Source organism: Sinomonas atrocyanea, from assembly GCF_030812675.1.
GTDB lineage: Bacteria > Actinomycetota > Actinomycetes > Actinomycetales > Micrococcaceae > Sinomonas > Sinomonas atrocyanea_B.
In genome coordinates, this window is the sequence record NZ_JAUSTE010000001.1 from 72,664 (window position 1) to 97,669 (window position 25,006).

The following is a 25,006-nucleotide window of genomic DNA, read 5'->3' on the forward strand; positions in this document are numbered from 1 at the left end:
GCCCCGGCCCGGCGCGGTCGGGCCTCACACCCCGGCGGGCTCCTCGTATCGGGGGAAGACCGGCGTCGGGGCGGGCAGCTGGGTGCCGGGCGCGATCGGGGTGTCGAGCGCCGCGAACTGGCGCGCCTCGCCCTCGGGCTGGCCGAGGACATCGAGCAGCCGCGCCGCGGAGGCCGGCATGACGGGCTGGACGAGCAGGCCCACCTGGCGGACCACCTCGAGGGTGACGTACAGGACCGTGGCCATCCGCGCCGGGTCGGTCTTGCGCAGAACCCACGGGGCCTGCTCGGCGAAGTAGGCGTTCGTGTCCCCCAGGACCGTCCAGACCGCCTCGAGGGCGCGGGAGAACTCCTGCCGGTCGAAGGCCGCGCGCACGGCCGGCAGCAGGGCTGCCGCGGCGTCGAGCACCTCCCGGTCCGCAGCGGTGAACTCGCCCGGCTCGGGCACCACGCCGTCGAGGTTCTTGGCGACCATCGAGAGGGAGCGCTGGGCGAGGTTGCCGAGGTTGTTGGCGAGGTCCGCATTCATGCGCCCCACGATGGCCTCGTGGCTGTAGCTCCCGTCGGCGCCGTAGGGCACCTCGCGGAGGAAGAAGTAGCGGACCGCGTCGAGGCCGTACTGGGCGATCATGTCCGCGGGCGCCACGACGTTGCCGAGCGACTTGGACATCTTCACGCCGTTGTTCTGCAGGAAGCCGTGGATCATCACGCGCCGCGGGAGCTCGAGGCCCGCGCTCATGAGGAAGGCCGGCCAGTAGATCGCGTGGAACCGGGAGATGTCCTTGCCGATGATGTGCACGTCCGCGGGCCAGAACCGCTGGAACTGCTCGGACTGCACGTCCGGGTAGCCCACGCCTGTGAGGTAGTTCGTGAGGGCGTCGACCCACACGTACATGACGTGGCCCGGAGCGTCGGGGACGGGGACGCCCCAGTCGAACGAGGTCCGCGAGATGGAGAGGTCCTCGAGCCCGTGCTTGACGAAGGAGATGACCTCGTTGAAGCGGTACTGCGGCGCGCCGAACTCCGGGTGGGACTCGTAGTACGCCAGGAGCCGGTCCTGGTAGGCGGAGAGCCGGAAGAAGTAGCTCTCCTCGGCCGTCCAGGTGACCTCGGTGTCCGTCTCCTTCGAGTACCGCACGCCGTCGCGCACCTCGGTCTCGTCCTCGGTGTAGAACGCCTCGTCGCGCACCGAGTACCAGCCCTCGTACTTGTCGAGGTAGATGTCCCCGGCGTCCGCCATCCGCTTCCAGATGGACTGCGCGGCGCCGTAGTGGTCCGCGTCGGTGGTGCGGATCAGCCGGTCGTAGCTCGTGCCGAGGAGCTCGTGGACCTCGCGGTACACGTCGGCCTGGCGGTCCACGAACTGCTGCGGGGTGAGGCCCTCCCGCTCGGCGGTCTGGGCGATCTTGAGCCCGTGCTCGTCCGTGCCGGTGAGGAAGAAGACGTCGAAGCCGTCGAGGCGCTTGAACCGCGCCATGGCGTCCGCGGAGATGTACTCGTACGCGTGCCCGATGTGCGGGGCCCCGTTGGGGTACGTGATGGCGGTGGTGATGTAGAAGGGTGTCTTCGAAGATGCGGGGCTCACCCTAAGAAATTACCGGATCCGTACGGCGGACCGCCAAAGCGCCGCGGAACGCGGCCAAAGTGACCACGGACGACGGCGACCCCCACCGCGGGCGGTGGGGGTCGCCGTCGTGCGTGCCCGGCAGGGGCGGGGCAGTCAGTCCTCGAGGTCGACCTCGCGCAGGACCGTCGCGCCGATCTCGCTCTTGACCGTCTCGAGGACGGTGGAGGGGATCGCGGAGTCGACGGTGAGGAGGGCCATGGCCTGACCGGCCACGTCCGCGCGGGCCACCTGCATGCCGGCGATGTTGATCTGGTTCATGCCGAGGATGTGGCCGATCGTGCCGATGACGCCGGGGCGGTCCGAGTAGAACATGACCACGAGGTGCTCGGAGATCGGGATCTCGACGTCGTAGCCGTTGATGCCGACGAGCTTCTGGACCTGCTTCGGGCCGGTGAGGGTGCCCGCCACCGAGACCTGGGTGCCGTCCTGGAGCAGGCCGCGGATGGTGAGGACGTTGCGGTAGTCCTCGGCCTCGGTGGTGGTGAGCAGGCGCACGGCCACGCCGCGCTGCTCCGCGAGGACCGGGGCGTTGACGTAGGAGACCTTCTCGGACACGACGTCCGTGAAGACGCCCTTGAGGGCCGCGAGCTCGAGGGACTTGACGTCCAGGTTGGCGATCTCGCCGGCGACCTCGACCTCGATCTGGGTGACCGAGTCGTGCGCGAGGGCGGTGAAGATGCGGCCGAGCTTCTCGATGAGGGGGATGCCCGGGCGGACGTCGGGGGCGATGACGCCGCCGGCGACGTTCACGGCGTCCGGCACGAGCTCGCCGGCGAGGGCGAGGCGGACGCTCTTGGCGACCGAGATGCCGGCCTTCTCCTGGGCCTCGTCGGTGGAGGCGCCGAGGTGGGGGGTGACGACGACGTTCTCGTGGCCGAAGAACGGCAGGTCGGTGCTGGGCTCCTTGGCGAACACGTCGATGCCGGCGCCGCCGATCTGGCCGTCCTCGAGCGCCTGGGCGAGGGCCTCCTCGTCGACGAGGCCGCCGCGGGCGACGTTGACGACGTACGCGGTGCTCTTCATCTTCGCGAACGCGTCCTTGCCGAGCATGCCGACCGTCTCGGGGGTCTTGGGCATGTGGATGGTGATGAAGTCGCTCTGGGCGAGGAGCTCGTCAAGGGTCACGAGCTTGACGCCGAGCTGGGCGGCCCGCGCGGCCGTGACGTACGGGTCGTAGGCCAGGACGTCCATCTCGAACGCCTGCATGCGCGCGGCCACGAGCGCCCCGATGCGGCCGAGGCCGATCACGCCGAGCTTCTTGTCCAGCAGCTCGGTGCCGGCGTACTTGGAGCGCTTCCACGCCCCGCCCTTGAGGGAGGTGTTCGCGGCCGGGATGTTGCGTGCGAGGGAGAGGATGTGCCCGCACGTGAGCTCGGCGGCGGAGACGATGTTCGACGTCGGGGCGTTCACGACCATCACGCCGGCCTGGGTGGCCGCCCTGATGTCCACGTTGTCGAGGCCGACGCCGGCGCGGGCGATGACCTTGAGCTTGTTCGCGGCGGCGATGGCCTCGGCGTCCACCTGCGTGGCCGAGCGGACGAGGATCGCGTCGACGTCCGCGATCGCGGACAGCAGCTGGGAGCGGTCGGCGCCGTCGGTGTAGCGGATCTCGAAGTCGGGTCCGAGGGCGGCGACGGTGGCGGGCGAGAGTTCTTCGGCGAGGAGGACGACAGGCTTGGTGGTCACGGGGCGGGGGCCTCTCAAGATCAGGCAGGGGTGGGGCAGGTCGGGGCGGAACGGTGGGGCCTCCGGGCGCCGGGGGCCGCACCCAGAGAGGAGCAGCGGCGGGCGAGGGCTTCGCCCGCCGCTGCGGTACCGGGGGTCAGCGCGCGGCCGAGCCCTCGGTGTAGTCGGCGTCCTGCTGCTGCCACGAGAAGTGGGCCCGCAGGTCCTTGCCGGTCGCCTCGATCGGGTGCCCGGCCTCCTTCTCGCGCAGGGCCTTGAACTCCGCGGCGCCGTTGTCCTGGTCGTCAATGAAGCGCTTGGCGAAGGCGCCCGACTGGATGTCCGCGAGGACCTCCTTCATGGACTCCTTCACGGCCGGGGAGATCACGCGGGGACCCGAGACGTAGTCGCCGTACTCGGCGGTGTCGGAGATGCTCCAGCGCTGCTTGGCGATGCCGCCCTCCCACATGAGGTCCACGATGAGCTTGAGCTCGTGGAGCACCTCGAAGTAGGCGATCTCGGGCTGGTAGCCGGCCTCCGTCAGGGTCTCGAAGCCCGCCTGGACGAGGTGCGAGACGCCGCCGCAGAGCACGGCCTGCTCGCCGAAGAGGTCGGTCTCGGTCTCCTCGGTGAACGTGGTCTTGATGACGCCGGCACGCGTGCCGCCGATGCCCTTGGCGTAGGACTTGGCGAGGTCCCAGGCCTTGCCCGTGGCGTCCTGCTCGACCGCGATGATGTCCGGGATGCCGCGGCCGGCGACGAACTCGCGGCGCACGGTGTGGCCCGGGGCCTTCGGGGCGACGAGGATGACGTCGACGCCGGCCGGCGGCTGGATGTAGCCGAAGCGGATGTTGAAGCCGTGGCCGAAGACGAGGGCGTCGCCCTCCTTCAGCGCCGGGGCGATGTCGTCGGCGTAGAGGTGGCGCTGGACCTGGTCGGGGGCGAGGATGACGACGACGTCGGCCTCCTCCGCTGCCTCGCGCGGGGTCAGGACGCGCAGGCCCTGCTCCTCGGCCTTCGCGCGGCTCTTGCTGCCCTCCTTGAGGCCGACGCGGACGTCGACGCCGGAGTCACGGAGGTTGAGGGCGTGGGCGTGGCCCTGGCTGCCGTAGCCGATCACGGCGACCTTGCGGCCCTGGATGATCGAGAGGTCTGCGTCGTCGTCGTAGTACAGCTCTGTCACTTGGTTCTCCTTGATTGCGTTGTGAGGTGTGGGGCGGCCGCAGGCGCCGGGCCCGCGGCGCGGGTCAGCTCGCGCGGAGCGCGCGGTCGCTCATGGACCGGGAGCCGCGGCCGACCGCGAGCGTGCCGGACTGGACGATCTCGCGGATCCCGAAGGGCTCGAGGACGGCGAGGAGGGCCTGGATCTTCTCGGAGGTCCCGGTGGCCTCGACGACGAGGGAATCGGTCGAGACGTCCACGATCGAGGCCCGGAACAGGTCCACGGCCTGGGTCACCTGAAGGCGCGTGACGGCGTCTGCCCGCACCTTGATCAGCAGGTGGTCGCGCTGGACCGAGTTCTCCGGCAGCAGTTCGACGATCTTGATGACGTTGACCAGCTTGTTCAGCTGCTTGGTGACCTGCTCGAGGAGATCGCCCTCGGCGTCGACCACCACGGTGACGCGCGAGACGCCGTCGACCTCGGTGGGCCCCACGGCGAGCGAGTGGATGTTGAACGCGCGGCGGGCGAACAGGCCCGCGACGCGGGTCAGCACGCCGGGCTTGTCCTCGACCAGAACGGACAGGGTGTGGCGCGACATGCTCAGTCCTCCTCTTCCCAATCGGGGGTGGAATTGCGGGCCACCTGGATCAGGTCATTGCTGACCCCGGAGGGCACCATGGGCCAGACCATCGCGTTGGGGCTCACCACGAAGTCGATGACGACCGGCCGGTCGTTGATCTCGAGCGCCTGCGCGATGACGGTGTCGATGTCCTCCTCGCGCTCCACGCGGAAGGAGGCGCACCCGTAGGCCTCGCCGAGCTTGACGAAGTCCGGGATGCGCACGGTGTCCGCGCCGGTCTGCAGGTCGGTGTTCGAGTAGCGGCCGTCGTAGAAGAGCGTCTGCCACTGGCGCACCATGCCCAGGGAGGAGTTGTTGATGACCGCGACCTTGATCGGGATGTTGTTCAGCGCGCAGGTCGCGAGCTCCTGGTTGGTCATCTGGAAGCAGCCGTCGCCGTCGATCGCCCAGACGGGCCGGTCCGGGTTGCCGACCTTGGCGCCCATCGCCGCCGGCACCGAGTAGCCCATCGTGCCGAGGCCGGCGGAGTTGAGCCACGCGTGGGGGCGCTCGTACTTGATGAACTGGGCCGCCCACATCTGGTGCTGCCCGACGCCCGCCACGTAGACGCCCTCCGGCCCCGTGAGCTCGCCGATGCGCGAGATGACGCGCTGCGGGGAGAGGAGCCCGTCCTCGGGCTCGGTCCACCCGAGCGGGTAGTCCTCGCGCAGCCTGTCCAGGAACGACCACCAGGCCGTGATGTCCGGGGCGCCGTCCTTGGCGTACAGGCCGGCCACCGCCTCGGTGAGCTCGGGGAGGATCTCCTTCACCGAGCCGACGATGGGGACGTCCGCGGTGCGGTTCTTGGAGATCTCGGCCGGGTCGATGTCGGCGTGGATCACCGTCGCGTTCGGCGCGAACGTGCTCAGGACGCCCGTGACGCGGTCGTCGAAGCGCGCGCCGAGGGTGATGAGCAGGTCCGCCTGCTGCAGGGCCGTGACCGCGGCAACCGAGCCGTGCATGCCGGGCATGCCCAGGTGCTGGCGGTGGGAGTCGGGGAAGGCCCCACGGGCGGTGAGCGTCGTGACGACGGGAGCGCCGGTGGCCTCCGCGAGGGCGAGCAGCTCTGCCGAGGCGTGCGCCTTGATCACGCCGCCGCCGACATAGAGGACGGGCTTGGACGAGGCAGCGATGAGGCGGGCGGCCTCGCGCACCTGCTTGCTGTGCCCGCGGGTGACGGGGCGGTAGCCCGGGAGGTCGATCCGGGGCGGCCAGCTGAACATGGTCCTGGCCTGCTGGGCGTCCTTGGTCACGTCGACGAGGACGGGCCCGGGGCGCCCGGTGGAGGCGAGGTGGAAAGCCTCGGCGAGGGTGCGCGGGATGTCCTCGGCCTTCGTCACGAGGAAGGAGTGCTTCGTGATCGGCATGGTGATGCCCACGATGTCCGCTTCCTGGAACGCGTCCGAGCCGATGACCGAGCTCGAGACCTGCCCGGTGATGGCGACGAGGGGAACGGAGTCCATGTGGGCGTCGGCGATCGCGGTCACCAGATTGGTGGCTCCCGGACCCGACGTCGCGATACAGACTCCCACACGGCCGGTGACCATCGCATACCCTTGGGCAGCGTGGCCGGCGCCCTGCTCGTGGCGCACCAGCACGTGGTTGATCTTCGAAGCCATCAGAGGGTCATAGGTCGGCAGGATCGCGCCGCCCGGGAGACCAAAGACATCGTCCACGCCCAGTTCCTCGAGCGAGCGGACAATTGCTTCAGATCCAGTCATCTCTGTGGGCTCAACAACACGGTTGGGCCCCAGGACGGCAGAGGCAGAGTCGACGGTGTCGACAGGATCCGCGGCCTTGGCCGCGGACGGCTTCGAAGCCATCAGCGATGGGCTGATCGGCGTTCCTTTGCTCATCAGTCTCTTCCTTAGGATCTTCGTGGCGAAGGTGTGCTCCAACGAAAACAACCCCTCGGCCGCCTGGCGTTTCGAGGGGTTGCGCGTGACAGATCGTGCCAGACGGGCTCAGTGAGCCACGCGCTGGGCAAGGACGACATCGAGCACCATGCTCGTCGGGGCGATCTGCATGCCCACAGTCTCCCGAATTGAGGTTTTGAGTGTCAATTTGGACGGAGGCCGTCTCACCATGCGGACCTCCATCCATAGCGTGAGACGCACCGCGGCGGCGGGCTGGCCCGCCGACCCATCCTGCTCACCCGAGGACAGCCCCCTCGCTCGCGGAGTGCACGAGCTTGGCGTACTTGGCCAGGACGCCGCGGGTGAACTTCGCCGGGATCGGCGACCAGCCCTCGCGGCGTGCCGCGAGCTCGGCCTCGTCCACGAGGAGGTCGAGGCGGCGGTTCGGGATGTCGACGCGGATGCTGTCGCCGTCGCGCACGAAGGCGACCGGGCCGGCGTCGACCGCCTCCGGCGCCACGTGGCCGATGCACAGCCCGGTGGTGCCGCCCGAGAAGCGCCCGTCGGTGAGCAGGAGCACGTCCTTGCCGAGCCCGGCCCCCTTGATCGCCCCGGTGATCGCGAGCATCTCGCGCATGCCGGGGCCCCCCTTGGGCCCCTCGTAGCGGATGACGACGACGTCCCCGGGCGTGATCCGGCCCTGGTCGAGCGCCTCGAGCGCCGCCTGCTCCCGCTCGAACACCCGGGCCGTGCCCTCGAAGACGTCGGCGTCGAACCCGGCGGTCTTGACGACGGCGCCCTGCGGCGCGAGCGAGCCGTGGAGGATCGAGAGGCCGCCGGTGGCGTGGATCGGGTTGTCCATGGCGCGCACGATCTTCCCGTCCAGGTCGGGCGGCGAGATCTCGGCGAGGTTCTCCGCGACCGTCCTGCCGGTGACAGTCAGCGCGTCGCCGTGCAGCAGCCCGGCGTCGAGGAGCGCGCGCATGACGACGGGCACGCCCCCGACACGGTCCAGGTCGTACATGACGTAGCGGCCGAACGGCTTGAGGTCCCCCAGGTGCGGAATCCTGTCCCCGATCCGGTTGAAGTCCTCGAGCTCGAGCCGGACCTCGGCCTCCCGGGCGATCGCGAGCAGGTGCAGCACGGAGTTCGTCGAGCCGCCGAAGGCCATGACCACGGCGATCGCGTTCTCGAACGCCTCGCGGGTGAGGATGTCCCGTGCGGTGATCCCGCGCCGGAGCAGGTTCACCACGGCCTCCCCCGAGCGGTGGGCGAACACGTCCCGGCGACGGTCGGCCGACGGCGGCGCGGCGGAGCCGGGCAGCGACATGCCGAGCGCCTCCGCCGCCGAGGCCATCGTGTTGGCGGTGTACATCCCGCCGCACGCGCCCTCGCCCGGGCAGATGGCCCGCTCGATCCGGTCCAGGTCGCCGCGGGACATCTTCCCGGCAGCGCACGCCCCGACGGCCTCGAAGGCATCGATGAGCGTGACGTCCTTCTCGGTGCCGTCCTCGAGCTTGACCCACCCGGGCATGATCGAGCCCGCGTAGAGGAAGACGCTCGCGACGTCGAGGCGGGCCGCGGCCATGAGCATCCCCGGCAGGGACTTGTCGCAGCCCGCGAGCAGGACCTGGCCGTCGATCCGCTCGGCCTGCATGACGGTCTCGACCGAGTCGGCGATGATCTCGCGGGAGACGAGGGAGAAGTGCATGCCCTCGTGGCCCATGGAGATGCCGTCCGAGACCGAGATCGTCCCGAACTGCATCGGGAAGCCGCCCGCCGCGTGCACCCCCTCCTTGGCGGCCTTCGCGAGCCGGTCGAGCGAGAGGTTGCACGGGGTGATCTCGTTCCACGAACTCGCGATCCCGACCTGCGGCTTGGCGAAGTCCTCGTCGCCGAATCCGACCGCCCGCAGCATCCCGCGCGCCGGGGCCGCGTGGATGCCGTCCGTCACGACCCGGCTGCGGGGCTTGGCGTCTGCATCCTCGGGTGCCGCGCCCGACTGCGACGTGCCCGTCTGTGCCGTGGGTTTCTGTGCCGTGCGTGTCTGTGCCGGCCGGGGCTGGCTCTGCTCAGTCATGGCCCACAGTCTAGGGCGCAGGTGTGGCGGGGATCACCCCTCGGCGGCATCGTCGCGGACGATCCTCTCGGCCTCCGCGTGGACCATGTCCATGACGGAGCGCACGGTGGGCCTGGCCGCGACGTCGGCGCGGGCCAGGAGCACCACGCTGCGGCACGCCTGCACGCCCGTCAGCGGGCGCAGGACCAGCCCGCTGCGGAGAGCCCCGCGGGACGTGAAGCGCGGCAGCAGGCTCAGCCCGTGGCCGCCGCGGACGAGGGCCTCCATGGCCCGCAGGTCAGGCATGAGCTGGACGCGGTCGACGATGCGCCCGGCCTGCAGCTCGATCTGGCGCAGCACCGTGTCGAAGGGGAAGCCCGCCGGCACGCCGATCCAGGGCCAGGACGCGACGTCGTCGGGCGCGAGGACGTCCTGCGCGGCCAGCGGGTGGTCGCCCGGCAGTGCGACGTCGAGCGGCTCCTCGAGCAGGGGCTCGACCACGAGCCCGGAGCGGAGGAACTCCTCCGGCCCGTTGACGGAGTGTCCCAGGACGAGGTCGGCGTCTGCTGCGAGGTCCACGAAGCCCTGCGCGTTCGGGTCCTCGAGGCGGGCCTCGAGGCGCAGCCCCTCGCACGCGGCGACGCGGTCGAGCAGGCCGGGGAGGAACATCTCGGCTGCGCTGGGGAAGAACACTGCCCGCACGCTGGCCTGCTCGCCCCTGCGGTAGCCGTCGGCGGTGGCCTCGGCACGGGCCATCGCCACGGCGACGCCGGCGGCCGCGGCCGCCATCGCCTCTCCGGCCTCGGTGAGGCGGACGCCCCTCCCCTGCCGCTGGATGAGGACGACGCCGAGTTCCTCCTGCAGGAGCTTGAGCTGCTGGGAGACGGCAGAGGCGGTGATGCCGAGTGCATCGGCCGTCGCGCCGATGGTGCGGCGGTCGGCGAGCTCCCTCAGGAGCAGCAGTCGGCGGAAGTCCATGCGCACAGGGTACTGGCGCAGCACCGCCGGACGGTGCTCGGGCACGGCACCGGGCGCGCGGCCGCCCGCGCTGCGTGGCCAGGCGCCCAGCAGGCGCCGAGTACGTAGACTGGCCTTCGGCGAGAGGAGAACCGTGAGCAGCACTGCCCCGACCGGGCGGGCCCCCGAGCCCGACGGCGCCCTGAAGGCCGCGCTCCATTACGTCTTCGACAGCCAGATCCCCAACTACGGCGACTACAACCTGGTGTGCGTGACGGAGTGCGGCGGCTCGGTCTCCGGGCCCCGGCCAGGAACTCCCGTCGCCACCGGCCTGGTGGTGGGCTACCGCCGCCGGCCGGTCGAGCTCGTCCTCGCTCCGTTCGACCGCGGGACGCTCTCGGGCACCGCGCAGCCGACGACGATCGACCTCACCAATCTGGCCTATGTCTCCGAGCCGTTCCCGGGCGCCTTCGACGTCGCCACGAGCACCGGCAGGGTCGTCACCTTCACGCTGCGCCCGGTCTGCGAGCTCGGAACCGACTCCCCCGTCGCCCTGGCCCAGGAAGACGATGCCGCTGACCTCGAGGCCTTCCTGCGCGACCTGGTCGGCCTGTAGTCCGCCGGCCGGCGAGCCGCGCTGGGTGATTGCCCGCCTCAAGTCTCTGGACGGGCAGGCTGGAGCGAGGGTCTAATGGCCTCAGCCGTTGCCGACTACTCTCGCAGGGAGGCTGCCGTGGACTGGGTCGTCATCGCCGTCTCGGGTGTGATCCTGCTCGCGCTCGCCGTGTGGACCGTCCTGCGCGAGGACCGCTCGACCGCCCGCCGGGGCCGCCACCGGGGCCGCGCGCCCCTCGTGCGGCCGGTCCCGGCGTCGGCCTCTACGCCGGCACCGCCGCGCCCGGCCGCGGGCGCCTGACGCCATGCGGGCAACCCAGCGGAGGCTGGCCGGTGTGGCTGTGGCCCTGCTCGCCGCAACCAGCTGTTCTGGCTCCCCCGGCCCCGGCCCGGCCCCGGCCCCCGGTTCCCCCTCAGCTTCCGCCTCGGCCGCCCGCACCGTCTCGCCGCAGGAGTCCGGCAGGGTCGTCACCACGGCTTACACGACCGGATACGGGTATTGGGACAACACCCCGCCCGGATCCACCGTCATCTCCAACCCCGTCCTGCACCAGAGCGCAGGAGGCACCGGGACGTGGGCGGACCCGGTCACCATCGCCGTGGGCCACTCGATCAGCAACGGCGTGGACACCCTCGATTTCCCCGCCGGGACCCGCATGTACATCCCCAACCTCGAGAAGTACTTCATCGTCGAGGATGCGTGCGGCGACGGGGCCACCCCACAGGACATCCCCTGCCACAACCTCTCCCGTGCCGCCCGCCGCGGGGCCACGGTGTGGTTCGACGTCTGGATCGGCGGCTCCTCCAGCAGCAACTCGGACTCCAGGCAGTGCCAGTCCACACTGACCGGCATCCACACCGTCATCCTCGATCCGAGCATCCGTGACTACCGGGTGACCCCCGGCGATGTCCTCTCGGGCCAGGCCTGCCACGCGAACTTCGGGGAGATCCCCGCGCAGCAGTGACCGGCGGGGGCGCACTCTCGGTTTCGCCTCGCGGAGCAGCCCGACTACGCTCGATGACTTGGCGCACCGGGGGGGCCGTGCGCCATCGTCGAGTACAAGAGCCAGAAAGAACCCCTGCATGAAGCACGCCAGAACACTGTCCACCGCCGCGGCCGCCCTGCTGCTCACCCTGACCGGGTGCGCGGGCGCCGCCCAGCACGGGACCGCCCTGCCGAGCTCCGCCGGAGCGAGTGCCACCCCCGACGCGACGCCCACGGCGACGAAGTCGCCCGCGGCGGAGCACACCGCCAAGCCGACGACGCCGGCCGCGGCGAGCGCCCCGGCCACAGCCTCCGCCACGGCGGCAGCCCCGGCTGCCCAGGCTGCCGCTGGTGCGGCGAACCGGCCCCCGGCCCCGGCCCCGGCGGCCGTCCCCGCTGCGCGGATCCCCGCACCCGCCCCCAAGGCTCCGGCAGCCGTCCACGAGACGGGGACCCTCGTCACGACCGCGTACACGACCGGATACGGCTACTGGGACAACACCCCGGCGGGCTCGGCCACGGTCTCCCACCCCGTCCTGCACCGGACGGCCGGCGGCACCGGGACCTGGGCGGACCCGGTGACGGTCGCCGTCGGACACTCCATCACCGGGGGCATTGACACCCTCGACTACCCCGCCGGGACGCGCCTCTACGTCCCCAATCTGCAGAAGTACCTCATCGTCGAGGACACCTGCGGTGACGGGGACACCCCGCAGAACGGCCCCTGCCACACCGGAGCCCCTGCCGGCACCACCGTCTGGCTCGACGTGTGGATCGGCGGCTCCTCCGGAACCCAGGCTGCCGCCGACGCGTGCGGCTCGGAGCTGACCGACGCCAACGGCGCGGCCCATACCGTGATCGTCAACCCGTCCGTCCACAACTACAGGGTGGTCCCGGGGGACGTGCTCTCCGGCGGCGCGTGCCACGTCAACTACGGCAACACGCCCCTGACCCAGTAGCCGCGTCTGGCTTCATAGGCCCATCCCCCGGCAGCCCGCTCCTGCCCGGCAGCCACGTGCCAGCCGGGCGGGCGCCCGGGTCATCCGAGCGGGAAGAAGGGCCCCGGCCGGCGACTCCGCTCGGCCGGGGCCCAAGTGGTCCTCAATCCAAAGTCTTCCTGGCGGCCGCGCGACACGACGCCGCACGCGCCGCCACGGGCCCGCAGCGCCCTAGAGTGTGACTCATGCCACGCACACCTGTGGCATCGACGCGCCATCAGAAGGCAGTGGCCCGGACTTGCGGGCCACCCGGACGGAATGGACACTCTGTGACGGAATCAGTGGCCCTCCCGGAGGGCCAGCGCTGCACCTATGAGGCGGAGCTCGACGTGCACCAGACGAGCTTCATGTCCAGGTGCCAGCTCCGCCTCGGGCACCGGGGAGGGCACCTCGCCGAGCTGCCGGCCCGCTTGAGCCTCCCCGCCGGCCCGGCGAAAAAGCCCCGCGTGCTCCTCTACCCCGGGGCCGGGACGCGTGAGGACCTGCCGGTCCGGCACGACGCATCCCGCTCAGCCGCCGTCCAGCACGAGAAGGAAGAAATCCACTGACACCGATCCTCAAGGTTCTCGCCATGGCCGCCGGCGGGGTCCTCCTGCTGGGAGCCACCATCGCCTGGCCGCTCCTCATCCTCGGCTACCACCTGTGGAGGGGCCAGTGACACAGGGCGCCAGGCGCCTCTGAGCGAGCGCGTCAGGACGGCCGGCTCCTAGCCGCGCTGGCTGTCTGACGGCATCGAGCATCAGACCGTGGTCGCGACCAGTGCGAGGGGTCCGGCGTCCGATGCCTCCAAGGTCAGCAGCACGCCCGAGAGCGCGACCTCGCCAGCCGTCAGAAGCGCCAGATACTTCGCCAGCCGCTCCCGCGCGGGAATCGGGGCCAGCCACGGCCCGGCGTGGTGGAAGAAGGCGTCACGTCCCAAGAGGCCGGCGAGGGCGCCGTCCTGTCTGGCCTCCCAGGCCCGGTGGAGGTGCGCGAGCAGGTCGGGCGTGACCAGCAGGGCGACGGCCAGAAGCGCCGCGGCCACGGGGGCGATCCGGTCAGTGACGACGAGGACCCCGAGCACGAGCCCCAGAACCACGACGGCCGCCCTTCCTGTGGTGTAGACCGCCCGGGCCGCGCGGCGCCCCGCCTCGAGCCCCGCCGCCAGCTTCCGATCCGCTGCGAAGGCCGCCGACTGCACGCCGTCGAAGAGCGCGCGTCGTACGAGCCTCCGACCGTCCGGCAGGTCCTGCCCCTTCATCCCATAGCGCCCGCCAAGGGGCCGGTTTCTGTGTCCCATCTGCGTCCCCATCATGTCCCGAACTACCGATGCCGGGGATTAAGCTACAGGCCGAAGCTGTGCACCGGCCGTGTCCCGTCGCGCCGACCACCGTGCACCCCCCACACGGGGCAGGTCGCGGCAACACCGGACCGTCGTGCCTCCGCCCTTTGGGCCGTAACACCGGTAGCTTCAGGATCACGCGCACTCGCATTCCTCCCGTGCACTCGGGAGGGGCCCTCCCTGGAAGGACCATCATGGGGATCACCCTCGACAAGGTTGAGAAGAAGGCACCGGAGCTTCTCAGCCTCGCCAAGACCGCAGCGTCCGCGATCGACACCGCACGCCTGAACGGCCAGCGGGCCAAGGTCGCCCTCGTCCTCGACTACTCCGGTTCCATGCGCAAGGAGTACAAGTCCGGGGCCATGCAGCGGCTCACGGAAACCATCCTCGCGCTCGGCGTGCACCTCGACGATGACGGGGAGATCGACCTGTTCACGTTCGACTCCTCCGCCCGCCATGAGGGCACCGTCACCTTGGGCAACTTCCGCGACGTCATCGCCAAGATCGTCGCCAAGCGCCACATGGGCACCACCAACTACGCCGCCGCGTTCCGCGCCGTCCTCGACTACTTCAAGCTCGCGCCGAAGTCCGGAGGCGGGTTCTTCCGCAAGTCCACGGGCTACTCGGCCGTGGACGCCCGCGACGGGCAGCCAGTGCTCGCAGTGTTCCTCACCGATGGCTCCCCCGACAGCAAGGCCGAAGCGGTCACGGAGATCACCCGTGCCTCGTACGCGCCGGTGTTCTGGCAGTTCCTCTCCATCGGCGCCGAGAACATCGCCTTCCTCCAGAGGCTCGACGACCTCGAGGGCCGCTACGTCGACAACGCCGACTACAAGCCCGTCCGCGACGTCGACCGCACCAAGCCCGAGGACCTGTACGAGATGGTCCTGGACGAGTACCCCGGATGGCTGGACGACCAGCGCCGGCGCGGCCACATCCGCTGACCGCCGAGACCCTGCGAGTCCGTGGGGTACCGGATCGGGGGAGACACGAAAAGACCCCTTCCTGATCCGCGTTTCCGTGGACCAGGAAGGGGTTGCGGTGCGCCCCCGGGACTCGAACCCGGAACCCGCCCCCTTGCGGGCATCCACGCGCATGCAGCATTCGGCGCCTCTGGGTCGCATCCAGAGGATGGCGGACGTGCCAGACCTTCCCGCCGCCTCGCCCTGCCTGCCTCCGGGGGCCCAGCCCGTGTACGCTCTGGGCCCCTTCCTGTGCCAGTGCTGGTACTGCCGTGCCCGTTCAGGCGAGGGCGCTGGCGATGACCTTCCCGACCTCCTCCTGGTTGAGGTAGTCCAGGACGCTATGAGCGCCTCCCTGCAGGTTCTGCACGGTCCAGCCCGAGTTCAGCCCGCATCCGGCGGGGACGCCGAGGAAGTCGTCCGCGAGGTTCGGGTTGGCCGCCACCGGGTCGTTGCGCGCGGCGACGTTCACCCATAGGTTCACCCGGGGCGGGTAGACGGGAAGCTGCGGCACAAGGCGCGGGTAGATGAGCGTTTTGTCGCCCAGGGGGCTGCCAAGGGTGAGCAGCAGCGGCAGGTCGCGGTCAAGGGCGTGCGTGACATAGTTGAAGGCGACGACCGAGCCCAGGGAATGGCCGATGATGACCTTCGTGCCGTCGTCGACGAGGGCGGCCACGGCCCTCTGGACCTGGTCCTGGATGGCCTGGTCGTGCATGTAGGTGGCTACCTGCTTCAGGGGCTTGGCGACGGTGTCCTCGGCGAGGCCGAAGATCGTCTTCTTGATCCAGGGGAGGTGGTCGAGGGCTTGGAGGAAGGTCCCCTCGATGCCCTCTCGAGCTGCTCTCGCCTCCTCGGACGATCCGTGGTCATCGCCTCGTGGCCTGGGCGGGGCGGTGGCGTCGCCAGCACTCGAAGATCCCCCGACCTCCGCGGTCTTGGCAGCCTCAACTGCCTCGGCGGCGGCCGGGGTATCGGGGTTGGGGACCCTCTCCTCGTCATTGGCTGAGGAGTCCGCGGCGCGCGTGACGATGGCACGGGCGAACTCCTCGGCGTCTCCGCTCACGGCAGCGGAGTCGAAGGTGGCCGGCCCTTGGAAGAGGTTCCCGTAGAAGGCCATGTCCACGGTGATGGTGTTGTCGAGGACCTGCTGGGAGAGGTCCTTGCGGCCTGCGTTGGCTAACCCGCCGGCAAGTGCTGGGCGCCAGACGGCCAGGAGGCTGGCGGCAGAGGAGTTCTCGGCCGCGATCCCGTGGATGAGGACGATCGTGGGCATCTCCGCTCCTCTCTGCACAGGCAGCTGCCGGGTCAGTTTCTAGGCCGCGCTCAAGGTAACCCCTCCCGGGCGCCCGCGGGAGGGCCGTTCGGCCCGGGCGCGCGGCGGGGCCGGAGACGGGTTTCGACCTGGATTGGTGGCCTTCTGCTGTACGCAGGGGCTTGGCGCGCCGGCTCCGCTACCTGGAGTCTGGCCTGAGCATCCACGCCGGCGAGCGGTACGCCCGGCGGTAGGTCCGCCGACTTCGTCCAGAGCACGCACCCGTCCGAATTCAACATTACTGAGGGATTGCCCTCCCCGACCAGGAGCGACTTGCCCAGCGGAGGATCGCTCGTCGCTTGTTAGCGTCCGTTATGGGGCAACCGAGCAGGTGTCAATCGGACGTCGTGGCACTGAGGATGCCCAGCACAGTTCTTACGTAGTCACACTTCCTCGAGTCGACTTCCAGAGGCGGTGCTCGCGGCTTATGGCCGCCTCGGCGTCGGCCACTGCATGCGGCCATTGGTCTTCATTCGAAATGGCAAGACGCTCAACCTGTGTTTCCAGATCTTCTTGGGCGCGGCTGTAAGCCGAAGTAAGGAATTCGTACTGCTTGAAATGCATCCACGACGAGCCTGCAGCGACGAGAGCGGCCATTATGCCGGCCCAATCGATCTTCGGTGCCTGCGTCCCTCCCGACATCCGAGCAGATAAGAGCGTCAGGGCGGCAATTTCCGCGGCAACGAGAAACACTTTCCATTTCTGAGCCGCCTTGTGGTTCCTGGCGGCTCGCTGCCCATACCAAGCTGCCTCTTTCCGGACCCGGTACGCTATGTACGCCTCGCGTCGGCGACAGAAGGTCCAATCCGTCCTGACTGCAATCATAAGAGACGTCGGTTTGATCTCCGAAACCACGCCGCCGGTTGAGCTGACCAGAATATCATCGCTGACAAGAGATCTTATCTCTGCACACTTCTCGATGAATCTTCTGTCCGCATGGTCCTGCCGCATGTGATGAGGGAAGTGTTCTCCGCCTACCGCATAGCACCACGCGAGAGTCTTGATCGTTTCAGCAGCCTCTCTGGCCGCATACCATGTCTTTTCTGGCTCCCGTTGCAGCAGTAGGTAATCCGATCCGAGCGCCGCCATGAAGCCGAGCAGCGAGACGCTGCCCAGTTGCGGCAAGTCCATGACGGAATCAGTCGCGCCTGCGATGGCTGCGACGGTGACGCCCACGAGGCGAGCGAGATTGAGGCGCTTAGCTGCTTTCTGACCCCTACCCGACATCTCATCGTAGTATTGGAAGCTGGCAGGAAGGAGATCCTCTTCCTCAAGGCAGTCTTTCTCGCACTCCGTCATTTCTTGCCTCCTAGATTGCGCGCCTTAGGCGCGCGAGTCCAACGCCGTACATGAGAAAGCGAACTGTTTCACCGGAGAAGAAGCGGTCTCCTCTGCTTTGCATTCCCGAGCGGTCCATGGCATCCTTCACGAGCTCGAAATTCAGGGCGATGACGGAAGATTTGCGCAGATGGGCTGGTAGTCGATGCTGGAGGACACCCAGTTGGACCACTGATCGTGGCTGATATTGGTCGTCAGCATCGTGCAGAGCCTCTGAGCCCACGCCGCGGGAGCCGGCCAGAGCCTGAGGGCTCCATCTCTGCTGGCGGAGACTAGAAGGGCGTTGTTCGGGTGGAAGGCGGTTCCCGTCACAGAGTCGAGGTGGCCCGCGAACGGGTCACTGATCGGCAGCTGCTCCATAGCGTTCCAAAGGCGAACATTGCGGTCTTCGCTCGCGCTGGCGATGCGCTTTCCGTCGGGGCTGAACGCGACCGAAGTCACCGCGCTCTCGTGACCCGTCATGGGTGGGCCGGACTCCGTCAGGCGAGCCGGCTCCCAAAGGCGAACGGTGCGGTCGGCTCCTCCGGAGGCGATGCGGGTGCCGTCCGGGCTGAAGGCGATGCCGTTGACCGCACCCTGGTGCCCAGTCATCGGCGCCCCGACCGGATTCCCCGTGCGGGCGTCCCACAGCCTGATCGTCCCATCGGCCCCTCCCGAGGCGACGCGGGTGCCGTCCGGGCTGAAGGCGACGCCGCTGACCGCGCCCCTGTGCCCAGTCATCGGCGCCCCGACCGGATTCCCCGTGCGGGCATCCCACAGCCTGATCGTCCCATCGGCCCCTCCCGAGCCGATGCGGGTGCCGTCCGGGCTGAAGGCGACGCTGTTGACGGCGCCCCTGTGCCCAGTCATCGGCGCCCCCACTGGATTCCCCGTGCGGGCATCCCAAGCCTGATCGTCCCATCGGCCCCTCCCGAGCCGATGCGGGTGCCGTCCGGGCTGAAGGCGACGCTGTTGACGGCGCCCCGGTGCCCGGCCATGGGTGCACCTTCAGCACGCGCCGTATTGGTGTCCCATCGCCGGACCGTTCCGTCTGCTCCTCCGGAAGCGATCTGTCGTCCGTCGGGGCTGAAGGCGGTTGAGAGCACGGCTCCGTCGTGGCCAAGGATAGGCGGCAGCATGACGGTGTCGTAGATGCGCAGGGTGCCGTCTTCGAGTCCTGTGCCTATCTGGGTGCCGCTCCGGTTGAAGACGACGCTGCGCACTTCCTGTCCATGGCCAGCAGTCGGGTCACCGAGGGCGCGGCCAGTTCCGGCATCCCATAGCTGCATGGTGTAATCCTCGCTGCCCGAGGCGATGCGCCTGCCGTCGGGGCTGAAGGCGACGCTCAAGACTCGATTCTTGTGCCCGTTCATAGGGGGCGCCGCTAGCGAACGTGTCGAGGGAGTCCACAGCCGGATGCTCCGATCATCGCCTCCGGAAGCGATGCGGGCGCCGTCGGGGCTGAAGGCGACGCTGTTGACCGCTCCCTGGTGGCCGGTCATCGGCGCTCCCACAGGCGCACCGCTGCCCGCCGCCCACAGCCGCAGCGTTCCATCGGCACCGCCCGAGACAATCCTGCTGCCGTCCGGGCTGAACGCGACGCTGTTGACCGCCCCGTGGTGGCCGGTCATCGGCGCCCCCACAGGCCCACCGCTGCCCGCCGCCCACAGCCGCAGCGTTCCATCGGCACCGCCCGAGACGATCCTGCTGCCGTCCGGGCTGAACGCGACGCCGTTGACTGGGTGGCCTACAGTCACCAACTTCGAAACGTTGCGCTTCGCCACAACCGTGCTGATGATAGCCCGTTCATTTTCAGAGCTGGGGAGAAGCACCTCGCCAGCGAGCATCTCCTGCAGCCCCCTGATCTCCCCTCCGGGACGGGCGCCTGCAACCATCGCTTGGCCTTCGGCGGCGAGCCTTAACGCAGTCGCCTCGCGGTCCCGGGCGATAGCTTCGCGTTCGGCGACGGAAGCCTGGATGAATCCGAGGACTGCGACGAGCGCAGTGACAATAGTCGCGACAAGGAATGTTCGGAGTACTCGCGTGCGCCTGCGCAGTGCCTGCGCATGAGCTTCGGCTTCTTTTTGTTTCTCACGCGCAGCACGCAGTTCGGACTCTTGCCGTCGCCTCTCCGCCAGTGCCCTGTCATCTTCGCGCTGCCGGGACGCGTTAACGAACGCCTTGACCGGCTCAAGACGCTCCCGGAATCCGGCCCTCCCCGTTAGCGATTCGGCGTTGGCCAATCGTTCGCCTTCTAGTAGCCACGCCTCTCCATGATGATGGCGCCTCCATGCTTCTGCTGACCGCTCTAGAGCGTCAGCTTCCTTTAGGTCATCCCGTTCGCTGTCCAGCCACACCGCCAGGTCGCTCCATTGCCGCAGGAGGCTCTCCAACGCGACTTCGATGACCGTCTCGCCGTCACGGGAGTCCTTGACCAGCATTCGCTTCACCACCATCGCGTCGATGAGGGGGCGAGCAGGGGCTGGCAGATCCGAGTATCGGGCTACCCGACGCATCGGCTCGTCATTGTCCGGGTTGATGGTGGCAAGCCAAGGGATGAACGCGGAGCGCAATTGCATCAGTTGAGCGTGCCGCACGTGGCTATCCGGCGAGAGAATGTCGTCGATTCCGCCCTGCACGACTCTACCCAGGCCGCCGAGGGCTTCGTAGGAGTCCAGCGAAAGCGTTCCGCTTGCCTCATCCTCTTCATAGAGGAGCTTCAGTGTGAATGCGAGAAGCGGAAGTGTGTCCGCCCCGTACTGGCAATCGGCTATGAGGCGGTCCACGAGTTCCGGTTCTACCCGCAACGGGCGTCCGCTCTGCGTTGACCGGGCAGCGGGGCCAACAATGACTTCCTTGAACTGTGAAGGGGGAAGTGGTCTCAGCTCGCTGAACAACACACTGTGGAGGCCCGCAAGTTCGCGAGAGTTGTGAAGCGACTCATATCGATCGGCCCTGATCGTGAGCGCGACGATGAGCTGCAGGTCGGGGCTGCTGCCGTCGCAGAGCCGCGCGAGAGTCTGCAGGAACAGTCGGGCGCGGGATGACGAATCAGGATTGAACAGCTCTTCCGCCTGGTCAACCGGAAGGATGAAGGTAGTCTTCGGACGATTCTCCTCCACCTCCTCCGTTTCTGTGACGGCTGTCTCTGCCGCCTCAATCAGCAACTGTCGCAGCTTCTCTGCGTCTCCGCGGCCGCAGGACTCCTTGACGGAAGCGAGGTCAGGTCTTACGAGACCGACAGAAGTGCGGAGCGAATAGATGGATCGGGCCAGTCCTCGGTTCCCCATGAGCGGGTCGTGACCTGGCCGCACGATGCCCAGGGGAAGGAAGAAGCGCCCTTCGCGTCGCAACCGGGGTAAGAGCCCGGCTCTCAGATATGATGACTTGCCGGTGCCAGAAGGACCAAGGACTACGAACAGGGAAGCGATGCCCGAGCTCCGCATGCCGCGCAATGTGTCGAGGCCACGGACGATTTCCCCGGTCCGCCCGAAGAACACTGCGGCATCCGCTTCCTCCAGCGGTTCCCATCCTCGGTAGGGGGAGCGGTCAGCGTCGCTGGGCGGGGGCCAAGGGAAGTGGTCCGTTCCGATGCCCGCATGCTGGAGCCCTCGAAGCAGTCTCTGCAGGCCTTCAGCCAGGAAGACGACGTGGCCGCGGCCATCGACGTCCACAATCGTCGAGGGTCCCTCACCGAACAGGTCGCAGTGCTGCCATTCGTCGGTTATGCCTGCTTGGGACATAGGCTCCAGGCGAGCAGCCAAGATCATCTTGTCTAGTGATTCCGCCATCCGGTATTCGGCGATGCATTCAGCGGAAGCCGCCCAGTTTGCGGAGAGAAGGCAGATGACAAGCTCGCAGCGGGCGTTCGAACGGCGCAGCGCGTCCTTCCACCGCTCCCCTATCTGCACCCCGGTCAAAGGATCGGAGTCGAGGAAGATGTCATCAGCCAGCGCTGGGTCCTGCTCGACGAGCCACTGTTTCAGCGCGGCTGCTGCCACGCCGTCTCTGCTGGAGTGGCTCAGGAACACGCGGGCCATGGCAGGTACCATCCGGGGGCACTAGGGAGGCGAATCATCCGCTTCGCTGCGTCGCGTGCCATCGTCCGCATCATGCCGCTCCTATCGCACAAACGCTTAGCTCCACCCCACGGGGTGCGAGCTAATCGTGCCTTCCGGGGACTGGAGCCCTGCGATCTGTCTGGAGAGCGGTTCAGCAGTGCGGGGACGGTTCGCTATACCAAGCGGGGGACGGGAGGACAAGCGCGAAGCATAAACGGCCCCGGCTGCCCATGACGCTCGATAGCCGACCTGGGCTCAGGCGTCCGATACCGAGCGAAGCACGGGATCGCCCCAGCGCAGGCGCGGGAAGGAGGCCGCCCTGCTGGAAGTCCCAGACGTACAGCAACTCAGCACGATGGCCAGTGCCGGCAGCATCGAGGAGGCCCGGGACCTGGGGCCGGTCCTAGTCCCAGGAGGCCAGCGTCAGAGATCCGGTGAAGGCCCATTGGCCCCTCCTCCTGGTCCGACAGGCCCCCAGCTCGCCGTTGCTGTCCAGAATCCGCGCGCATCGCACAGAGGTCAAGAGGAGCCATTGCCGGGCCGTGCGGGCCGCCGCGTCCATCAGGCAGCGACACCGGAGCCCAAATATTCGTGACACTCGTGGTCTGCGTGTTCACCCTCGGATGCATGACCCGTGCATCATGCAGCCTCAGCGAGGAGATCGACAGGAAGACGAGAAGACACGGCACTGACCGAGGCCCGCGCTCACCCGCTCGACGGTCTGGACGAAGTGGCCGGGTACCTGCGGTGGCGTCAGGCGGGCCCGACGAAGAACAGCGTCGGCATGCTCGCCTACCGCCACTTCCCCACCGCCAGCTCCTGGGCGTCTCCGTCGGCCGCCGTGACCGGGTGACCAGCGGAGGGCTTGGTTCACCTGTGAGCCATGTGCGGTTCACCACTGCCGCCTAGCCTCTGAAGCTCATCGTGGCCGAACTACCGGAAGGTCCCACCATCGTGAGCAACACCCGAACTCGCGCCCTCCTCGCCGCCGGCATCGCCATCCTGATCGCCGGCTCCGCAGGAACCGTCGTCGCGGCCCAGGCAGCACCGCCGGCCCCGGCACCCGACCACCACCAGGTCAGCACCGCCCTCGCCGACGACTTCAACGCCGTGGACCGGAACACGAACTGGCAGCTGACGGGCAAGCTCAAGCTGAACTTCCCGACCTACCACACCGAGGGCATCGCGTTCAGCGCCGATCACATCTTCCTCTCCGCCGTGCAGATCATCGAGCCCACCCAGAAGTACCCGACTCCGCAGGGCGGCTACGACCGCACCCCCGGCAAGGGCATCGGGCACCTCTTCGTCATGGACAAGGCCGGGAACCTGCAGAAGGACATCACCCTCGGCGAGGGCGACATGTACCACCCGGGCGGCATCGACTTCGACGGCACCAACGTCTGGGTCCCCGTCGCCCAGTACCGGCCCAACAGCAGCGCCATCATCTACCGCGTCGACGGGAACACCCTCGACGTCCACAAGCAGTTCGAGGTCAAGGACCACTTCGGCGGCATCGTCATGGACCAGCAGACCGGCCACCTCGTCGGCAACACCTGGGGCTCGCGCCGCTTCGCCGAATGGGACCTGAAGGGCAAGCAGCTGGCCACCTGGGAGAACCCGAACTTCTTCATCGACTACCAGGACTGCCAGTACGTGCCCAATTCCAGGATGCTCTGCGGCGGCGTCACCAACCTGCCCCAGACCCCGGCCGCCGGCGGCGCGAACAGCACCTACGAGCTCGGCGGCATGGCCATGCTCGACCTCACCAGCCACCAGGTCACCCGCGACGTCCCCTTCCAGAAGTGGTCCACCGCCGGGCACGTCGCCACCCGCAACCCGTTCAAGATGGCCGCCAACGGCAGCCACCTGACCATGATGGTCGCCCCCGACAACGGCGATGAAGGCAACGGCACCGAAATCCTCACCTACGAGGCCACCGTCAACCCGGCCTCCTGACCCGGGGCCCCAGCGGCCGGGGAGGAGGGTTCTCCGCCCCGGGAGGACCCCTTTCCCCCTGACCCTGCGTGGGCACCGCCGACGAGGATTCGTACCAGGGGTGCAGCGTTCTCAACCAGCTACATCTTCTTCCTCGAGACCGGACGCCGCACCCGGACGCCCAGGGTGATCCTGGAGCCCCCGCTTGGCGGTCTGGGCCGGCCGGGTGAAGTGGGCGAGGCTCGTTCCGGCGTGCGGGTGGGTGTCGGGGAGCCACCACGACGCCTCGTGGTGGCCGGTGTTCATGAGGAATGCGTTCAGATGCCGCTGGCTGCCGGCACGGGCGACACCTCTCATGGGCCTGTGGGTCAGCCGACTTTGCCCAGGGCGAGCTCGTCCCAGTGGGTGGTGGTGGCCCGGGGAGAGCTTCTGGCGGTTCCCCACCCACTGGAGCGGCGCAGGCCCCCGTGGCCGAGGCCAGCTGCGCCGCCGAGCCTGCACTTGACCTGGTCGACGACCCCCGGCGATGCCCTCTTCAGAGCGACAAGGAGAGACCCCCAGGAGTCTGCGTTTCCTCACGTCGAAGCAACGGCAGCGGCGAGTCCGCGGCACCGGATCCGTGGAGACACGAAAAGACCCCTTCCTGATCCACGTTTGCGTGGATCAGGAAGGGGTTGTCGTGCGCCCCCCGGGACTCGAACCCGGAACCCATTGATTAAGAGTCAATTGCTCTGCCAGTTGAGCTAGAGGCGCATCTTCGCTGCGGTCTGAGCGACCGTTTCCGGCCCGTCTCCGTGCCCCGCAACGACATGAAACTCTACAGGACGTCTTTCGAAAAGCGAAATCGATCAGGAGCCCCCCCGGGTGAAGTGCCTCACACCGCACTCGGGCCGCGCCCGCCCCTCGAGGGCGCGCGCCGACTGCGGCTAGGCTCGGTCCGTGACCACGACTGGACCCTCCCACCGACTCGCGGCGGGCGACGCCGCCCCGGCCTTCTCGCTCCCCGACTCCGACGGAGGGACCACGTCCCTCGCGGACTTCGCGGGACAGAGGACCGTCCTCTACTTCTACCCGCAGGCCAACACACCGGCGTGCACCCAGCAGGCCTGCGATTTCCGCGACAGCCTCGCGGCAATCACCGGAGCGGGCCTCACCGTGGTGGGCATCTCCCCGGATCCGGCCGAGGCGGTGCGCCGATTCGCTGCAGAGCAGCACCTCGGATTCACGCTCCTCGCCGACGAGGACCACAGTGTCGCCGAGGCCTACGGGGCCTGGGGCGAGAAGGTCAACTACGGGCGGACCTACCAGGGCCTCATCAGGTCCACGTTCGTCATCGGCGCCGACGGGCGGATCGAGCTCGCGCAGTACAACGTCCGGGCCAAGGGCCACGTCGCCAAGCTCCAGCGGGACCTGAAGATCCTCCCGGTACACTGATCGAGTTGCCCCGCCAGAGGCGGGGTGCCGCGCGAGTGGTGGAATTGGCAGACACGCAGGATTTAGGTTCCTGTGTCTTCGGACGTGAGGGTTCAAGTCCCTCCTCGCGCACCGCCTCCGGC

At 68.7% G+C, this 25,006-nt stretch carries 20 protein-coding genes, 2 tRNA genes and 1 pseudogene; 9 read left to right on the forward strand and 14 right to left on the reverse strand.

Features of this window, described 5'->3' with window-relative positions; all coding sequences use genetic code 11:
* Window positions 1-24: 24 nt before the first annotated feature.
* The 7 genes from metG to J2W20_RS00395 all read right to left on the reverse strand — a co-directional run bounded on the left by metG (window position 25) and on the right by J2W20_RS00395 (window position 9,965).
* A complete protein-coding gene (gene metG / locus J2W20_RS00365) occupies window positions 25-1,584 on the reverse strand; it encodes a methionine--tRNA ligase (protein WP_307003599.1) in 1,560 nt (519 codons plus the stop codon).
* A 135-nt stretch (window positions 1,585-1,719) separates the two neighbouring features.
* A complete protein-coding gene (serA, locus tag J2W20_RS00370) occupies window positions 1,720-3,312 on the reverse strand; it encodes a phosphoglycerate dehydrogenase (protein ID WP_307003601.1) in 1,593 nt (530 codons plus the stop codon).
* A 136-nt stretch (window positions 3,313-3,448) separates the two neighbouring features.
* Window positions 3,449-4,474, reverse strand: a complete 1,026-nt coding sequence (gene ilvC, locus J2W20_RS00375) for a ketol-acid reductoisomerase (RefSeq protein ID WP_307003603.1) — start codon at window positions 4,472-4,474, stop codon at window positions 3,449-3,451.
* Window positions 4,475-4,538: 64 nt separating this feature from the next.
* Entirely contained in the window at window positions 4,539-5,051 is a 513-nt protein-coding gene (ilvN, locus tag J2W20_RS00380) for an acetolactate synthase small subunit (RefSeq protein ID WP_307003605.1), read from the reverse strand.
* 2 nt (window positions 5,052-5,053) lie between these two features.
* Window positions 5,054-6,928 (reverse strand): acetolactate synthase large subunit, encoded by a 1,875-nt coding sequence (locus J2W20_RS00385; RefSeq protein ID WP_307003607.1) that lies wholly within the window; start codon window positions 6,926-6,928, stop codon window positions 5,054-5,056.
* A gap of 295 nt (window positions 6,929-7,223) precedes the next feature.
* Complete coding sequence (gene ilvD, locus J2W20_RS00390; protein WP_307003609.1) at window positions 7,224-9,008, reverse strand: dihydroxy-acid dehydratase; 1,785 nt, start codon at window positions 9,006-9,008, stop codon at window positions 7,224-7,226.
* A 33-nt stretch (window positions 9,009-9,041) separates the two neighbouring features.
* Window positions 9,042-9,965 (reverse strand): LysR family transcriptional regulator, encoded by a 924-nt coding sequence (locus J2W20_RS00395; RefSeq protein WP_307003611.1) that lies wholly within the window; start codon window positions 9,963-9,965, stop codon window positions 9,042-9,044.
* 133 nt (window positions 9,966-10,098) lie between these two features.
* On the opposite strand from J2W20_RS00395, the gene J2W20_RS00400 reads away from it, so the two are divergent.
* From J2W20_RS00400 to J2W20_RS00420, 5 genes are all read left to right on the forward strand, one after another.
* Window positions 10,099-10,560: a hypothetical protein gene (locus tag J2W20_RS00400; RefSeq protein WP_307003613.1), complete on the forward strand. Its 462-nt coding sequence runs from the start codon at window positions 10,099-10,101 to the stop codon at window positions 10,558-10,560.
* 117 nt (window positions 10,561-10,677) lie between these two features.
* Window positions 10,678-10,860, forward strand: a complete 183-nt coding sequence (locus J2W20_RS00405; RefSeq protein WP_307003615.1) for a hypothetical protein — start codon at window positions 10,678-10,680, stop codon at window positions 10,858-10,860.
* A 4-nt stretch (window positions 10,861-10,864) separates the two neighbouring features.
* Complete coding sequence (locus J2W20_RS00410; protein WP_307003616.1) at window positions 10,865-11,524, forward strand: hypothetical protein; 660 nt, start codon at window positions 10,865-10,867, stop codon at window positions 11,522-11,524.
* A gap of 118 nt (window positions 11,525-11,642) precedes the next feature.
* The gene (locus J2W20_RS00415) at window positions 11,643-12,503 is read left to right on the forward strand and encodes a hypothetical protein (RefSeq protein WP_307003617.1); all 861 of its coding nucleotides are present in this window, start codon (window positions 11,643-11,645) and stop codon (window positions 12,501-12,503) included.
* 308 nt (window positions 12,504-12,811) lie between these two features.
* Window positions 12,812-13,090 carry a hypothetical protein gene (locus J2W20_RS00420; protein ID WP_307003619.1) on the forward strand — a complete coding sequence of 93 codons (279 nt, stop codon included), beginning with the start codon at window positions 12,812-12,814 and terminating at the stop codon, window positions 13,088-13,090.
* 191 nt (window positions 13,091-13,281) lie between these two features.
* Here J2W20_RS00420 and J2W20_RS00425 read toward each other — a convergent pair whose 3' ends face one another.
* Complete coding sequence (locus tag J2W20_RS00425; protein ID WP_307003620.1) at window positions 13,282-13,782, reverse strand: hypothetical protein; 501 nt, start codon at window positions 13,780-13,782, stop codon at window positions 13,282-13,284.
* Between the two features lie 275 nt (window positions 13,783-14,057).
* Between J2W20_RS00425 and J2W20_RS00430 the strand changes: the two genes are divergently transcribed.
* Window positions 14,058-14,807 carry a VWA domain-containing protein gene (locus J2W20_RS00430; RefSeq protein ID WP_307003622.1) on the forward strand — a complete coding sequence of 250 codons (750 nt, stop codon included), beginning with the start codon at window positions 14,058-14,060 and terminating at the stop codon, window positions 14,805-14,807.
* 298 nt (window positions 14,808-15,105) lie between these two features.
* Here J2W20_RS00430 and J2W20_RS00435 read toward each other — a convergent pair whose 3' ends face one another.
* From J2W20_RS00435 to J2W20_RS00450, 5 genes and pseudogenes are all read right to left on the reverse strand, one after another.
* Window positions 15,106-16,098, reverse strand: coding sequence for a hypothetical protein (locus J2W20_RS00435; RefSeq protein WP_307003623.1), 993 nt, complete (start codon window positions 16,096-16,098; stop codon window positions 15,106-15,108).
* A gap of 414 nt (window positions 16,099-16,512) precedes the next feature.
* On the reverse strand, window positions 16,513-17,436 hold the full coding sequence (locus J2W20_RS00440) for a DUF4231 domain-containing protein (RefSeq protein WP_307003625.1): 924 nt from the start codon (window positions 17,434-17,436) through the stop codon (window positions 16,513-16,515).
* Between the two features lie 141 nt (window positions 17,437-17,577).
* Window positions 17,578-18,066, reverse strand: coding sequence for a WD40 repeat domain-containing protein (locus J2W20_RS00445; protein ID WP_307003627.1), 489 nt, complete (start codon window positions 18,064-18,066; stop codon window positions 17,578-17,580).
* 42 nt (window positions 18,067-18,108) lie between these two features.
* Window positions 18,109-18,324, reverse strand: a pseudogene (locus tag J2W20_RS19165) (WD40 repeat domain-containing protein); the annotation flags it as partial.
* A complete protein-coding gene (locus J2W20_RS00450; protein WP_307003629.1) occupies window positions 18,321-21,494 on the reverse strand; it encodes an nSTAND1 domain-containing NTPase in 3,174 nt (1,057 codons plus the stop codon). The gene J2W20_RS00450 and the pseudogene J2W20_RS19165, both read right to left, overlap by 4 nt.
* A gap of 975 nt (window positions 21,495-22,469) precedes the next feature.
* Here J2W20_RS00450 and J2W20_RS00455 point away from each other — a divergent pair.
* Window positions 22,470-23,471, forward strand: coding sequence for a DUF6454 family protein (locus J2W20_RS00455; RefSeq protein WP_307003630.1), 1,002 nt, complete (start codon window positions 22,470-22,472; stop codon window positions 23,469-23,471).
* Between the two features lie 659 nt (window positions 23,472-24,130).
* On the opposite strand, the gene J2W20_RS00460 is transcribed toward J2W20_RS00455, so the two are convergent.
* Window positions 24,131-24,203, reverse strand: a tRNA-Lys gene (locus J2W20_RS00460).
* A gap of 186 nt (window positions 24,204-24,389) precedes the next feature.
* Between J2W20_RS00460 and bcp the strand changes: the two genes are divergently transcribed.
* A complete protein-coding gene (gene bcp, locus J2W20_RS00465) occupies window positions 24,390-24,884 on the forward strand; it encodes a thioredoxin-dependent thiol peroxidase (protein WP_307003632.1) in 495 nt (164 codons plus the stop codon).
* 29 nt (window positions 24,885-24,913) lie between these two features.
* A tRNA-Leu gene (locus J2W20_RS00470) sits at window positions 24,914-24,995 on the forward strand.
* Window positions 24,996-25,006 lie beyond the last annotated feature (11 nt).